The sequence below is a fragment of the Massilia sp. 05N420 genome (assembly GCF_056397205.1).
This window is the reverse complement of record NZ_JBFTMX010000029.1, coordinates 1-14561: the sequence shown is the minus strand read 5'-3', so window position 1 is coordinate 14561 and position 14561 is coordinate 1. Positions and strand designations below refer to the sequence as shown.

Below are 14561 nucleotides of genomic sequence, written 5' to 3'. Positions count from 1 at the left end.
AAGTGGCTGAAGCTGCATGGACTGAGAACGAGATCGCGGATCTGGTCGCGAAAGTCGACGACCTGAAACGGAGCATGGGGCAGGTGATCATCGGCCAGAAGGACGTGATCGAGCTGCTGGTGACCTGCCTGCTGGCCGGCGGCCACGCGCTGGTCGAGGGCGTGCCGGGCCTCGGCAAGACCCTGCTCGTCAAATCGCTGGCCCAGGCCACCGACATGCAGTTCCGGCGCGTGCAGTTCACGCCCGACCTGATGCCGTCGGATATCGTCGGCACCGAGATCCTCGAAGAAGACCAGGCCACGCGCCAGCGCGTGTTCCGTTTCCAGCAGGGACCCGTGTTCACCCAGGTGCTGCTGGCCGACGAGATCAACCGCGCACCGCCGAAGACCCAGTCGGCCCTGCTGGAAGCGATGCAGGAACGCTCCGTCACCTTCGCCGGCCAGACGCACAAGCTGCCGAAACCCTTCTTCGTGCTTGCGACCCAGAACCCGATCGAGCAGGCCGGCACCTATCCGCTGCCGGAAGCCCAGCTCGACCGCTTCCTGTTGCGCATCGACGTCGGCTACCCGACCGAGATTGAGGAGATCGCGATGGTCGGCGCCACAACGCACGCCGGCCTGCGCGACGCCGAGCCCGCGATGACGCTGGAAACCCTGCTGCGTCTGCAGCAACTGGTGCGCGACATCGAAATCGCCGATCCCATGCTGCGCTACGCGACCCGGCTGGTGCGCGCGACCCGTCCGGCGGAGTCGCCGGTCGAGGCGATCCGCAAGCACATCGGCTGGGGTGCCGGTCCGCGCGCCGGCCAGGCGCTGGTACTGGCATCGAAGGCGCGCGCCTTGATGCACGGCCGCCTGGCGGTCACCCGCGAAGACATCGGGGCCATGCTGCTGCCGGTGCTGGCCCACCGCGTGCTGCGCAATTTCGAGGCGGAAGCGGACGGCATCCTGATCGCCGACGTGCTGGCGGCGCTGCCCAACGAAGTACGGATCGACTAAGTGGCTGGATTGGCGAGCGCCGCGCTGGCGGCGCACACGGGCAAGCTCGATCTCGCGATCCGTCACGTGCTGGCGGGGCTCGGGCACGGCATCCACGCCGGGCGCGAGCGCGGCGCCGGCGTCGAGTTCTCCGAGTACCGGGCCTATGCGCCGGGGGACGAGTGGCGCCGCGTCGACTGGAAGCTGATGGCGCGCGCCGACCGGTATTATGTGCGCGAGGCCGAGCGCGACAGCCACGTCGCCGTCTGGCTGGTGCTGGACGCCACCGCCTCGATGCTGGAGCCGAGCCGCAGCATCGAGGGACTGGATAAGCTGGGCTATGCACGCCTGCTGCTGGGCTGCGTGGGCGCGATCGCGCAGCGCCAGGGCGATGCGTTCGGCCTGGTCGTCTGCCAGGGCGAGCGTGCCCACTTCACCCCGGCCGCGCGCGGGCCGCGCCAGCTGCAACGCGTGCTGTCCCAGCTGGAGCGCCTGGATGCCGCCGGCACGCTGCCCGGCAGCGAAGTGCTGCGCGCCAGCCTGCATTTCGCGCGCTCGCCCAGCGTGGTCTGCGTGGCCGGCGATTTCCTGGAATGGCCTTCGCCGCTGTCGGAAGCGATGGTCCGCCTGCGCAGCATGCGCCACGACGTGCGGGCGCTGTGCCTGCAGACCGAGGCCGAGATCGCGGCAAGCTTCGATACCCGCCAGGCCTGGCGCGACCCGGAGGGGGACGGCAAGCTGTTCCGCTTCGGATCCGAGGTACGGGACGGCTATGCGCGCCGGCGCGACGACCACTTCGCCATGGTCGCCCAGCAGTGCCGCTCGCACGACATCCCCTATGTGGCGGCGCCGATCGAGCGCGCCCCGGGCGAGGTCTTGCGCGCATGGCTGCAGGCTAAGCTGAATGCGTGGGGAGGACGCGCATGAACAGCCTCTGGTGGTGGGCGCTGCCGGTACTGCTGCTGCCGATCCTGTGGCACCGGCAGAAGCGCGAACAGACGCGTGCGCTGCCGCTGGCGACGGCGCGCTTCCTGCCGGTCTCGAAGCCGGTGCAACTGCGCGTGTGGCGCTGGGAAGAGGTGCTGCTCCTGATCCTGCGCTGCCTGTTGCTGCTGGCCTTGATTGCGCTGCTGGCCGACCCCGTGCTGCCCTGGCGCGGCGACAGCGTGCTGGTGGTGCCCGGCGCCGATCCGGCCTTCGTCGACCGGCAGGCGCGCGCGGCAGGCCTGGCGGATGCGCGCCGCATCGACTTGCCCGGACGCGAGGGTTACCGCTGGCTGCACGAGCACGAGCGCGAATTCAAGCCGCAGGCGCGCCTGCTGCTGGTCGGCGACGTGGCGATGCCTGCCGCGCTGCCGCGCCTGCGCCACCCGCTTACGGTGCGTTCCCAGGCCACGCCGGTGGCGCCGCTCGAACGGCACGTGGCCGTGTACAGCCGCCGCGCGGACGAATGGCGCACGCTGTTCGGTGCGCTCGGCGGCGCGCAGCGCTACGTGATCGACGAGCAGGCAGGCCCCGGAACCGGACTGGTGATCTGGGACTTGCCGGAGCCGCCGCCGGCCGGCTTGCGCGCGCCGCTGTGGTGGGTGGCGGACACCGCAGCCTTCCCCGAACTGGACAAGGCGCCGCAGGCCGACGGCCTGCATTACCTGGACAGCCGGCGCGGGCGCCTGTGGAGCGCGGCCTGGCTGCCGCCGCGGGACGCCGCCGCCGCGCGCACCATGTTCGAGACCTGGCAGCGCCTGCATGTCGGCGTCCGGTCGTACACCGCCCCGGCCCAGGCGCCCGCCGTCGATGCGCGCGCGCCGGCCGGCCCGGCCGGCGGCGCCCTGCGCGACATGCTGGCCGCGGCGCTGCTGGTCCTGTTCGCCCTGGAGAGGATGGTGACCCATGTCCGCCGGCGCTGACATCTTCGCGCGCCTGATCGGTCCGATCTGGCGCGCCGCCCTGCTGCGCCGCGCCGGCCTGTGGATCGCGGGCGCGCTGCCCTGGCTGCTGCTGCGCTCCGGCCCCGGCCTGCTGGCCTGGTCGGCGTTCTGCGCCTGGGACGGCCTGCGGCTGCAGCGCCGCGTTGCCCACGGCTGGGTCGCCTGGCTGGACGGCGCGCTGCCGGAAATGGAAGACAGCGCCGCGCTGCTGCTGCATGCCGATTCGCCGGTGGCGCAACTGCAGCGCCAGCGCCTGCTGGGCCGCATCGAGGCCAGTCTGACGGCTGCGCGCATCCGCGCCATCGTGCGCGAGCACGTATCGTTCGGCTTGCCCTGGCTGGCTGGCAGCCTGGCGCTGGCGGCACTGGCCTGGGGTGCAAGCTTCCTGCCGCAAGGCGTCCAACCTGCCGCCGCCGGTCTGCCGGGTGCGCAAGCCGGCGCCGCCGCGCCGGCCGCCGCCGCCTTGATCGTGAAACTCACGCCGCCGCGCTACACGGGCGTGGAGACATCGAGCTCGGCCCCGCGCGACCTGCAGGCGCCGGAACAGACCGTGGTCGAGTGGTGCCTGAAGCAGCCCGCGGCCGGCGTGCTCGAGACCATCGAGCTGAGCGATGGCCAGGCCCTGCAGCTGGGGGCGGAATGCGCGCGCTGGACCGCCACCGAATCCATCTTCTGGCGCTGGCGCGGCGCCCGCTACACGCTGAAGGTGCTGCCGGACCAGGCGCCGGAAATCGTGGTGACCCAGCCGAACGAGATCATCAAGGAACTGGCGCGCGACGCCAGCCAGGCGGCGATGGCGGTATCGGTGCGCGACGACTACCGGGTGAAGCAGGCCACCCTGCACCTGACCCTGGCGCGCGGCAGCGGCGAAAACATCCGCTTCAGCGACCGCGAGCTGCCGATTCCGCCAGGGCCCGATCCGCGCCGGCGCGACTGGAGCAAGCACTGGGCCCTGAGCGAACTTGGCATGGAACCGGGCGACGAGCTCTACTTTTTCGTCCGCGCCACCGACAACGCGGCCAGGCCGCATACCGTGCAGTCGCCGACCTACACGCTGCGCCTGCCGGCGCCGCCGCAGGACGAGGACCAGGACGTCTCGGCGCTGCCGGTGATGGTCAAGCCGGAGAGCCTGCGCAGCCAGCGCCAGATCATCATCGACACCGAACAGCTGATCGCCGACATGCGCGTCAAGAAAATCGACGCCGCCACCGTGCGCGAGCGCAGCGAGACCATCGCCGCCGACCAGGGCGCGCTGCGGCGCCGCTACGGCCAGTTCCTGGGCGAGGAGTCGACCCTGTTCGGCAAGGACGATCACGACGATGATCACGGCAGTGAGCACGGCAGCGGCCATGGCAAGCCGCAGGACGTGCTGCACGAGTTCGGCCACGCCCACGACCAGGCCGAGAACGCGACCCTGTTCGACGAGGCGACCAAGAAGATCCTGCGGCGCGCGCTGTCCGCGATGTGGGATGCCGAGAACGCGCTGCGCGCCATCACCCCGAAGACGGCGCTGCCGCCGGAACACAAGGCGCTCGACGCGATCAAGGAATTGCAGCAGTCCGAACGCATCTACCTGCACAAGACGGCGTTCGCGCCGCCGCCGATCAAGGAGGACAAGCGCATGACGGGCGACATGGCGGGCGCCGCCAGCAGCAAACGCGAACAGTCGGGGGCGCCCGATGGCGTGCCGGCCGAGCTGCGCGAGCTGGTGCGGGCGCTGGCCGGCGACGGTCCGCTCCCAAGCCTGTGGACCCGCACCGCCCACGACTGGGTGCGCGAGCGCATCGCCGCCGACGAGCAGCGCATGGCCGCCCAGCGCGCGATCCAGGACGTGGCCGACGGCTGCCTGGCCTGCCGTCCGGTGCTGCGCGCCTGGCTGCGCGGCGCCGTGCATGAGGCGAAGGTAAGGCTGCAGGCCACGCCGAAGGTCGAGACGCCGTTCGAGCGCGCCGCGCGGGGAGGTGTGCGATGAACTGGATGAGCATTGCCGCTCTCGTGCTCGGGCTGGCCGGCGCCTTCATTTACGCCGCACGGCGACGCTGGATCGATGCCGTACTGGCCGCCGTGGCAGGTGTCGCGCTGGCCGCCACGGTCGGCAGCTTCGCGCTGCCCGGCGAGGCGGGCAGCACGCTGGCCTTGTCCGCCTCCGAGCCGCCGGCCTCGCTGGAGGGCGTGCGCAGCCTGAAGCTGGAAGGCGACGGCCTGCGCGCCGCCGAATGGGAAGACCTGCCGGCGCGGCCGCTCGCCTGGAGCGTGCCGGCCACGCCCACCGTCCGCCTCGACTTCCCGCGCACGATCGCGCTGGGCCGCATCTTCACGCTGCGCCTGGAGCGCTCCTGGCAGGGACCGGGCCGGCTGCAGCTGCTGGCCGAGAACGGCGAGGTGCTGGCCGAGAGCAAGGGCGAGGGCGTGCTGTCCGTGCAGTGGCTGCCGCCGCTGGCCGAGCGCCTGGTCCTGAGCGCGCGTCTGCTGGATGCGAACGGCAAGACGGTCGACCAGGGACCGGTGCCGGTCACCGTGACGGAGCCGGCGCCGCTGCAGGTGCGCGGACGTTTCGGCGCGCCATCCTTCGACCTGCGCACCCTGGACGACCTGCTGGCTGCCAGCAATGCCGTGATCGACTGGCAGGTCGAGCTGGGCAAGAACCTGCGCCGCAGCGAAAGCGCGCGCACCGGGATGAAGGCGCCCGATCTCGAGATCGTCGACGCCGCCTGGTTCGAACGCGCCGGAGAAGCCGGCCGCGCGGCCTTGCTGGCGCGGGTTGCCGAGGGCGCGCCGCTGCTGGTGCTGGGTGCGAATGCGAACGACGCCGGCGTCTGGTCGCGCGGCATCGGCCTGCGCCTGGCGCCGCAGCCGGCCGACCGCAGCATCGGCGCCCGTTTGCCGATGACCTCGGGCGGCCTGAATCCGGCCATTGGGCGCGCCGCCGAGTGGCAGGGCGAGGACGGCCTCTGGACCCGCGACTGGCACAAGGGCCGTATCGCCTGGCTGGGCGTGGGCGGCTGGCACCGTCACGCGATCGAGGAGCCGCGCGCGCTGGCGCTGTGGTGGCAGGACGTGCTCGACCGCCTGCGCGTGCGGCGTGACGATGACCTGGCCTGGCTGGACCCGGGCGAGCTGCCGCTGCCGGAGCGGCGCCTGGAAGTGTGCGCACGGGGCGAGGCCCTGGCGAAGTCGGCGTCGCTGGACTTTCCGGCGCTGGCGCTCACGCTGCCCTGGCAGCGCCGCCTGGAGCGCGTCGACGCCGCCTGCGTGGCGGTGTGGCCGAAGCAGCCCGGCTGGCTGGGCATGACGGCGCAGGCGCAGGGCGGCCGCGCGCTGGAGAACGCGGTGTATGTGTACGCGGAGCGCGACTGGACGCTGTGGCAGCGCGCCCAGCGCCGCGAGGCCACCGCGCGCTATGCGGCCCGTACGCCGGCGCCGGCAACGGGCGCGCAGTCGACAGGCAAGCCATTGCGCACGATGCCGGCCTGGCCTTTCGGCCTGGTGTTCGCGCTGGCCATGCTGGGCCTGTGGTGGCGCGAACGGCGCTGATCAGAAGTTGTAGTCGGCCCTGGCGTACAGCGAGCGCCCGTTGATCCCGAACGGGCAGGTCTCCCAGCAATAGGTGAAACCCATCTGCGGGAAGGGGGCGGCCCTGACCGGGTCCCAGCGGCTCGGGTAGGTGTCGAACACATTGTTCACACCGACGCTCAGGGCCAGGGCCTTGCTGAAGGCGTAGCGCCCGCTCAGGTCCAGCAGCCATTTCGCGTCCCAGGTCTGCACATAGGGTGCGGTGAAGCCCTGGCCGGCCACTTCGCCGTAGTAGTTGGCGCGCGCGTTCAGGTTCCACGGTCCGCTCGTGAAGTCGGCCGCCACCACGTGGTGCCGGCGCGGCTGGCCGCGTTCGATCAGCGTGACCTGGGCGTCGTCGAACAACTGGGTGCCGGTCAATACCTTCGACGAGGACTTGCGCGAGTCGACGGAGGTACGATTGAAGCCGAGCTGGCCGGACAGCACCAGGGTGCCGTCGGCGAATCCGCGCAGGGTGCGCTCGGCGATCAGGTCGAGGCCGCGCGTGGTGGTGCCGATCGCATTCGTGAAGAACTGGGCCTGGCCGACGCGCAGCGGATCCAGCACCGCCTTGATCGGGCAGGCGGAGGCAGTCCGGCAGGGGCCGCTCTCGGGCGAGATGGTGCTGGAGAAGACAATGCGGTCGGCGATGCGGGTGCGCCAGGCGTCGGCGGTGAACGAGAAGCCGGGAGCGGGGCGCAGCACCAGGCCGGCGCTGGCGCTGCGCGAGGTTTCTTCCTTCAGCGGCGCGATGCCCAGCGCGCGGGTCACCGGACTGCCCTCGCGCGCGGTGAGGGTCTCGGTCAGCACGCCGGCGCCGTTCAGGTTGGTCGAGACCGAGCTGTAGAACTTCTGCTGCACGCCGGGCGCACGGAAGCCGGTCGAGACGCTGGCGCGCAGGCCGAGCTGGCGGCTCGGATCGTAGCGCAGCGCCAGCTTGCCGGTGGTGGTGCCGCCGAAGTCGGAATACCGCTCATGGCGCAGCGCGGCCGCCAGCGTGAGCGGCAGCGCGAACCTGTGTTCGGCATCGAGGTAGATCGCGCTGTTGTGGCGCGCCTCGTTCACTTCGGTCGCCGGGGTATAGCCGGGGAAGCCCTGGATGCCGGCCGCCGCCAGATGGCCGGTCTGGTCGAGGATGCGGATCGCCGGGTTGTTGGTGCGGCCGTACTGGTAGGACACCGGATCGCCGGCCACGATCTGGTAGCCGTCGCGCCGGTATTCGAGGCCGGCGGCCAGCTGCAGCGCCATGCCCGCCAAGGTCAGCGGGCCGCGCAGGTCGAGGTTGACGGTAGTCTGGGTGAAGCGCAGCTTGCCGGTATCGGCTTCGAGCGGCGACTCGTTGAAGTCGGCGCAGCTGCATTTCGGTTCGTACCAGTAGCTGACGTTGATCGAGTTCCGTTCGTGGAAGGCGAGCTCGCTGCGGCCGTGGTTGACGCTGGCGTCGAGGTTCCAGCCGGCGCCGAGGCCGCGGCGGAAGCCGACCGCCAGCGAGGCGTCGCTGACCCTGGTCAGGATGTTCGGCAGGAAGCCGTTCGGGTAGACCGCGGGGACGTTGCGTCCATCTTCCTTCGGCCGGAAGAAGCCGGCGGCGTCGCCAGTGCGGCGCGAGACGCCGCCGAAGGCATACAGTTCGCCGTCGCTGCTACCGACCGGCAGCATGGCATTGGTCCACAGATAGGCATCCCTGGCCAGCGAATCGCCGATGCGCTGGGTCACGCGCGGCGGATTCACGCGCAGGGTGTCCAGACCGGCGCGATTGGTCTCGCCGCGGCGCCGGCTCTCGACGGCAAGGTTCAGGTAGCCGCCCGAGGACCCCAGCGCCCAGCCGTGGCTTTCGCCGACGCTGATGGTGTCGCCGTCGCCTTTCGAGGTGGTGCCGCCGGCAACGCTCAGCTGGCCGCCCGGGCCCTGCTTGAGCACGATATTGATCACGCCGGCGATCGCGTCCGAGCCGTACTGGGCGGCGGCGCCGTCGCGCAGCACCTCGATGCGCTGGATCGCCGACAGCGGGATCGCATTGATGTCGGTGCCGGCCGAGCCGCGGCCGATGGTCTGCTGGACGTTGACCAGGGCCTGCTGGTGGCGCCGCTTGCCGTTGACCAGCACCAGCAACTGGTCCGGGCCCAGGCCGCGCAGGGTGGCGGGCCGGATGATGTCGGTGCCGTCGCTGATGAAGGTGGTGGTGAAGTTGAACGAGGGGTCCAGCTCCTGCAGCACCTTGCCCAGCTCCGGCGTGCCGGCCGACTGCAGGTCCTTCTGGTCGATCAGGCCGACCGGGACCGCGGTGTCGAGCGCGCTCTTGGCATTGGTGCGCGAGCCGATCACGACCACGGTGGCGGTGGCGTCCCCGCTTGCGGAGGCTTGCTGGGCCCCGGCGGGAGGGATGGCGGCCAGGATGGCGGAGGCGAGCAAACTGCGATGGCGTTGCTTGGTCATATTCCCCTCTGATGAGTCTGGTTGACAGCTCATCTTGCTTGGGGGAATGCGGAGCGCCGTTGATCGTGCGCAACTCCATGTCTGTCCTGTGGCAGAACCGTGAGAAAGGTACAACAAGCTCATATCGCCGGGGCGAAAACTGGCCTTGAATGTGCCTCTTTCTTAACGACAAGAAGGGTGGGCAATCATGAACCTGGTATATCGCAACGAAGAGCGGCTGTTTCGCCTGATGCTGGTCTGGTCCCTGCTGGTCTGGGGCGTGCTTCTGCTCATTACCTTCGGACTGGCGCTGGTCTATCTGCTGTTCGGCTTCCTTTTCTATTGCGTCGCGCAGTCCGCCCTGATTTCCTACATCAAGGGCAATGGGGTACGCATCACCGAAGAACAATTTCCAGACCTGAAGCAGCAGATCTCGGCCTGCTGCCGCAAGCTGGGCCTGGACGAGGAGCCGCAGGCCTACCTGATGCAGATGGGCGGCATGCTCAACGCCTTCGCCACCCGCTTCCTCGGCCGCCATTTTCTCGTGCTGTACTCGGACGTGGTCGACGGCCTGGCGGACAATCCGGACGCGCTGAATTTCTATATCGGCCACGAGATCGGCCACATCAAGCGCAAGCACCTGCACTGGGCGACGATCCTGATGCCGGCCTCGGCGCTGCCGCTGATCGGCCCGGCCTATTCACGCGCCCGCGAATACACCTGCGACCGCCATGGCCTGGCCGCCTGCGACAATCCGCAGAATGCCGAGCATGGCCTGGCCGTGCTGGCCGCCGGCGGCAAGCGCGCGCGGATGATGAACCGCCGCGCCTACGTCGACCAGGCCGGCCAGACCGAAGGTTTCTGGATGTCCTTCCACGAGCTGGTCGGCGACTATCCCTGGCTGGTCAAGCGCATGGCGGCGGTGCGTGCGCTGGCGGCCGGGCACGAGCTGCGCCAGCCGCCGCGCAGCAAGCTGGCGGGCCTGCTGGCCCTGTTCGTGCCGCGTACCGGCATCGGCGGCGGCGCCGCGGCGATCGTCCCCATCGTCATGATCGCCGTGATGGCGGCGGTGGCGATCCCGGCCTACAAGGACTACCAGCGGAAAGCGCAGGAGGCCGCCGCGATACGGGCCATGCTGAGCAGTGTCGAGCAGAGCAGCGTCAGTCCTGGCGATCCCGCATCCACTCCTTCAGACCGTTGACCCAGTCCCTGGCCGGCAGGTTGTAGCGCCGCTTGATGTCGGCCGCGCGTTCGTACAGGACCGCGAAATCGATCTGCGGCGCGTCCTTGAAGGCGATGACGACGATGTTGGCGTCGTGGACCTCGGGCAGCCAGACCACGGCGTCGAAGGCCAGCTCCATCGCCTGCAGGTTCTTGTCGTAGTTGATGAAGTCGCCGAACACGTTGGCGGTCATCACGCCGCCGTCAACCAGGCAGTCGGCGCAGGCCTGGTAGAACTCGGGGGTATCGAGCACCGGGCCGCGCGCCTCTTCGTCGTACAGGTCGACCTGCAGCACGTCGAGGGTGCCGTGGCTGGCCGGGTCCATCACGAAATCGAGGGCGTCCATCTCGCGCACGTCCAGGCGGGCGTCGTTCGGCGGCAGGCCGAAATAGTCGCGGCAGATCGCGATCACGTTCGGATTCAGTTCGGCGGCAGCCACCCGCGCCGCCGGGAATTTCTGGTAGCAGAACTTGGTGAGCGCGGCGCTGCCCAGGCCCAGCTGCGCGATGCGGCGCGGCTGCTGCACGAACAGCATCCACATCATCATCATCTGCACGTATTCGAGTTCGATCGCATCCGGCCGATTGAGCCGCATCGCGCCCTGCACCCAGGAGGTACCCAGGTGAAGGGAACGGACGCCTTCGAATTCGGTGATGGTGGCGGGCGGATGGCCGGGCTGGGAAAAACGGGGATCCTGAGCAGGCATGAAGACTTTCAAAATTCGGGGTCAGAGCACATTTATTTTAGCAGTTGAGGCGAACATGGCAGGATCGTCGCGCATGTTTTGCCGAACTGTTCGCAAATCGCGCCGGGGCGCTGGGAAAATGTGCTCTGACCCCGAATTTCAGGCAGGGCCCGGACCGACCGGAAGGATCATGGTGACGGCCAGCCCGCCGCCTTCGCGGTTGGCGAGCGTGATGCGGCCGCCGTGGGCTTCGGCGATTTCGCGGGCCAGCGCCAGGCCCAGGCCGGTGCCGCTGCGCTTGGTGGAGTAGAAGGGCACCAGGGCGTTGGTCAGCACGGCGTCGTTCATGCCGCTACCGCGGTCGAGTACGTCGATGCGGATCACGTCCTGGACGCGGCGGATCTGCAGTTCCACGTGGTCCGGCCAGGAGCCCGATTCGTGGGCGTTCTTGAGCAGGTTGAGCAGGGCCTGCTCCATTTGCGCGGTGTCGATCCGGGCCGGTTCGGGCGGCAGTTCGCCGATCACGCGGAACTTGACCTGGCCGGCCAGGCGCGCCACCAGCGCGTCCCAGGGCACGGCCTCGATGCGCGGCGTCGGCAGCTTGGCGAAGCGGGCGTAGCCGAGGATGAAGCTTTCCAGGTGGCGCGTGCGCTCGCCGATCGTCTCGAGGATCTGCGGCAGGCGCTCGGTCTGGCCGCGCCGCACCAGCTCCGCGCCCGAGTTCGCGAGCGAGGCCAGCGGGGCCAGGGAATTGTTCAGTTCATGGCTGATGACGCGGATGACCTTCTTCCAGGTCTGCACTTCCTGCCGGCGCAGCTCGGTGGTCAACTGGCGCAGCAGCAGCAGTTCGTGCTTGCGGCCGTTCAGGCTGAAATTGCGGCGCGCGAGGTGGTAGACCTCCTCGTCCTCGCCTTCGCCGGCGGTGAACAGGCCGTCGCCGCCGCGCCCCAGGGCTTCGATCAGGGCCGGTGCCGCCTGCTGCAGCACCTCGTTCAGCGCGTGTCCTTCGAGCTTGCGTCCGCCGGACAGCAGCTGGCGCGCGGCCAGGTTGGCGTAGACGACGGTGAGCCCGGCCTGCTCGCCGCGGTTGGCCAGCTCGGTCACCAGCAGCATGGCCACCGGGGTGTTCTGCACCATGGTATCGAGCAGCAGCTCGCGCTGCACGAGGTCGAGGCGCTGTTCGCGCAGCACCTCGCCGAGGGCATTGTGGGCGCTGATCAGGTCGGCCAGTTCGTCGTTCTGGCCCCAGTGCAGGCTGAAGGAAAAGTCACCGTCGCGGTAGCTCGCCACCGTGCCTTCGAGGGCGCGGAACAGCGACAGGATGGGCTGGATCTGCGAGCGGATGGTGATCAGGGCGATCGGCACCACGCACACCAGGCAGATCCCGAGCACGGCCAGCGGCTGGCCGGGCAGCAGGTGGTCGAGGGCCAGCGCGATCAGGATCCCGACCGCCAGCAGCGTGCCGACCAGGGCCGACCAGCGCGTGGCGAGCGAGAGCCTGAAGCGCTTGCCTGAACTCATGTGACGTTCATGCGGCGCGCGCGATGCCCAGCCGCTCCATGCGCCGGTACAGGGCCTGGCGCGACAGTCCGAGGTCGGCGGCGGCCTGGGCGATCACGCCGCCCGCGCGCGCCAGCGCCTGCACGATGGCGTCGCGGTCCGGTTCCGCATCCGCGCCATTGCCGGCGGCGCCAGAGGGGCCCGGCAGGCCCAGTTCGGCGGGCTTGATGACGTCGCCATTGGCCAGCAGGCTGGCACGTGCCATCACGTTCTTCAGCTCGCGCACATTGCCCGGCCAGCCATGCGCCATCAGCGCGGCTTCGGCGCTCGGATGCAGGGTCTTGCCGAGCGGGAGGAAGGACTGCGCCAGCGGCAGGATGTCGCCAGGGCGGCTGGCCAGCGGCGGCAGCTTCAGCTCGATCACGTTCAGGCGGTAGAACAGGTCTTCGCGGAAGGTCCCTAGACGGATCATGCTCTGCAGGTCCGCATTGGTGGCGCTGACCACGCGCACCTTGACCTGGCGTTCGCGGTTCGAGCCGAGACGTTCGAAGCGGCCGGTCTCCAGCACGCGCAGCAGTTTCATCTGCCCGGCCAGCGGCAGGTTGCCGATCTCGTCGAGGAACAGGGTGCCGCCGTCGGCCGCCTCGAATTTTCCTTCCCGCGCTTTCGAGGCGCCGGTGTAGGCGCCGGCGTCGGCGCCGAACAGTTCGGCCTCGATCAGTTCGGAGGGCAGGGCGCCGCAGTTGAGCACCACGAAGGGGCCGTTGCGGACCAGGGAGTTGGCCTGGATGATCTCGGCGATGCGTTCCTTGCCGGTGCCGTTCGGCCCCGTGATCAGGATCGGCACGTCGGCGCGCGCCACCTGGCAGGCCAGGCTCAGCACGCGCTCAAGGGCCGGATCGCCCCACACCAGGCCGCGCAAATCGTAGTTCTGTTCCAGCTCGCGGCGCGCGCGGCGTTCGCGCAGCAGGCGCTGGTTGAGGGCCCGGTTGGCCTGGCCCAGCTCGATCAGGTTGCTTACCGTCGCCAGCAGGCGGTCGTCGTTCCAGGGCTTGGACAGGTAATCGGCCGCGCCGGCCTTGACCAGGTCGACCGCGGCGTCCAGGTGGGTCCATGCCGTCAGCAGGATCACCGGCAGGTCCGGATGGCGCTTGCGGATCTCGCGGAACAGCGCCACGCCTTCCTCGCCCGAGGTGGTGTCGGCCGTGAAGTTCATGTCCTGGATCACCAGGTCGACCGGCTGGCGCGCCAGCACCGCCAGCCCTTCCTCCGGGGACGCCGCGTGCAGCGCCGCGATGTCGTGCAGCGAGAACAGCACGTCGAGGGCGACGCCGACGGCGGCGTTGTCGTCAATGATCAGAACGGTAGGCATAGGCATGAGCGCTAGCATACCATCGTGTTCAGACGCTGCGGGTGGCGGTGGCCGGGGAAATGCTGGCCGCGCGCCACGCCGGTCCGTAGGCCGCCAGCACGCCCAGCGCCCAGAACACCAGCGCACCGCCGATCAGGTAGCCGCCCGGCAGGCGCGCCATCTCCAGTTTGCTCACCAGCAGATGGTTCAGGCCCAGGCCCAGGGCCACGCCGCCGAACACGCCGGCGCTGGTGATCATGAAATTCTCGGTGATGAAGTAGCGCAGGATGTCCATTTTCCTCGCGCCCAGCGCGCGGCGCACGCCGATCTGCTTGCGGCGCTGGGTGACCCACAGGCTGGCCATGCCGACGATGCCGGAGCAGGTGATCAGGAGCAGCAGCACGCTGACGGTGACCAGCATCCAGGACAGGGCGGCGTCGGCGCGGTACAGGTCGGTGCGGTCCTGGTCGACGGTCTTCAGGCGCAGGATCATCGGGCTGGCCGAGGACTTGCGCAGCGCCGCCTCGGCTTCCTTCATCACGCGGTCGCGCTGGCCGGCCTCGGCGCGGATCGCGTACAGGTTGCCCGGACTGCCGTACACGCGCGCCGGCACCAAGGTCGAATACTCGGAGCGCTCTTCCAGGTTGACGTGGGCGGCCTGCAGGCGTTCGACCACGCCGACCACCTGCACGCCCTGGGCGTCTTCGCCGGTGCCGAAGTACATGGTCTTGCCGACCGCCGGCGCGCCCGGCCACAGCTTCTCGGCCAGCGGCTTGGTGATGATCACCTGATGCGGGTACTGGTTGCTCTCGTTCTGGTTGACGTCGACCAGTTCCTGCGGCAGGAAGTCGCGGCCTTCGACCAGCTTCAGGCCGAAGGTGTCGATCACCGAGTCGCCCGAGACGAACACCGAGGTGGAGGTGGTCTGGCG

The 14561-nt window shown here is 69.7% G+C and carries 11 protein-coding genes; 6 read left to right on the top strand and 5 right to left on the bottom strand.

All coding sequences use genetic code 11. From position 1 onward, the window contains the following. The first annotated feature begins 2 nt into the window (after positions 1-2). The 5 genes from AC1DIX_RS18450 to AC1DIX_RS18430 are packed head-to-tail and all read left to right on the top strand — an operon-like array spanning position 3 to position 6439. The gene (locus AC1DIX_RS18450) at positions 3-998 is read left to right on the top strand and encodes an AAA family ATPase (protein WP_442124168.1); all 996 of its coding nucleotides are present in this window, start codon (positions 3-5) and stop codon (positions 996-998) included. Then, positions 999-1904 (top strand): DUF58 domain-containing protein, encoded by a 906-nt coding sequence (locus AC1DIX_RS18445; RefSeq protein ID WP_477326318.1) that lies wholly within the window; start codon positions 999-1001, stop codon positions 1902-1904. It abuts the gene before it with no gap. Continuing rightward, the gene (locus AC1DIX_RS18440) at positions 1901-2884 is read left to right on the top strand and encodes a BatA domain-containing protein (protein ID WP_477326316.1); all 984 of its coding nucleotides are present in this window, start codon (positions 1901-1903) and stop codon (positions 2882-2884) included. The genes AC1DIX_RS18445 and AC1DIX_RS18440 overlap by 4 nt, the downstream gene beginning before the upstream one ends. Further along, a complete protein-coding gene (locus tag AC1DIX_RS18435; RefSeq protein ID WP_477326314.1) occupies positions 2868-4877 on the top strand; it encodes a hypothetical protein in 2010 nt (669 codons plus the stop codon). Before AC1DIX_RS18440 ends, AC1DIX_RS18435 begins: the two co-directional genes overlap by 17 nt. A gap of 5 nt (positions 4878-4882) precedes the next feature. Beyond that, positions 4883-6439 carry a hypothetical protein gene (locus AC1DIX_RS18430; RefSeq protein WP_477326312.1) on the top strand — a complete coding sequence of 519 codons (1557 nt, stop codon included), beginning with the start codon at positions 4883-4885 and terminating at the stop codon, positions 6437-6439. Here AC1DIX_RS18430 and AC1DIX_RS18425 read toward each other — a convergent pair whose 3' ends face one another. Further along, positions 6440-8893: a TonB-dependent receptor plug domain-containing protein gene (locus AC1DIX_RS18425; RefSeq protein ID WP_477326310.1), complete on the bottom strand. Its 2454-nt coding sequence runs from the start codon at positions 8891-8893 to the stop codon at positions 6440-6442. A 187-nt stretch (positions 8894-9080) separates the two neighbouring features. Between AC1DIX_RS18425 and AC1DIX_RS18420 the strand changes: the two genes are divergently transcribed. Then, positions 9081-10073, top strand: coding sequence for a M48 family metallopeptidase (locus AC1DIX_RS18420; RefSeq protein ID WP_442124174.1), 993 nt, complete (start codon positions 9081-9083; stop codon positions 10071-10073). On the opposite strand, the gene AC1DIX_RS18415 is transcribed toward AC1DIX_RS18420, so the two are convergent. From AC1DIX_RS18415 to AC1DIX_RS18400, 4 genes are all read right to left on the bottom strand, one after another. Then, the gene (locus AC1DIX_RS18415) at positions 10033-10800 is read right to left on the bottom strand and encodes a spermine/spermidine synthase domain-containing protein (protein WP_442124175.1); all 768 of its coding nucleotides are present in this window, start codon (positions 10798-10800) and stop codon (positions 10033-10035) included. The genes AC1DIX_RS18420 and AC1DIX_RS18415 overlap by 41 nt on opposite strands. 138 nt (positions 10801-10938) lie before the next feature. After that, positions 10939-12300, bottom strand: coding sequence for a sensor histidine kinase (locus tag AC1DIX_RS18410; protein WP_442124176.1), 1362 nt, complete (start codon positions 12298-12300; stop codon positions 10939-10941). A gap of 7 nt (positions 12301-12307) precedes the next feature. Then, positions 12308-13651 (bottom strand): sigma-54-dependent transcriptional regulator, encoded by a 1344-nt coding sequence (locus AC1DIX_RS18405; RefSeq protein WP_477326379.1) that lies wholly within the window; start codon positions 13649-13651, stop codon positions 12308-12310. Positions 13652-13679: 28 nt separating this feature from the next. Further along, positions 13680-14561: ABC transporter permease (locus AC1DIX_RS18400; RefSeq protein ID WP_477326308.1), on the bottom strand; the 882-nt coding region annotated here is incomplete at its 5' end.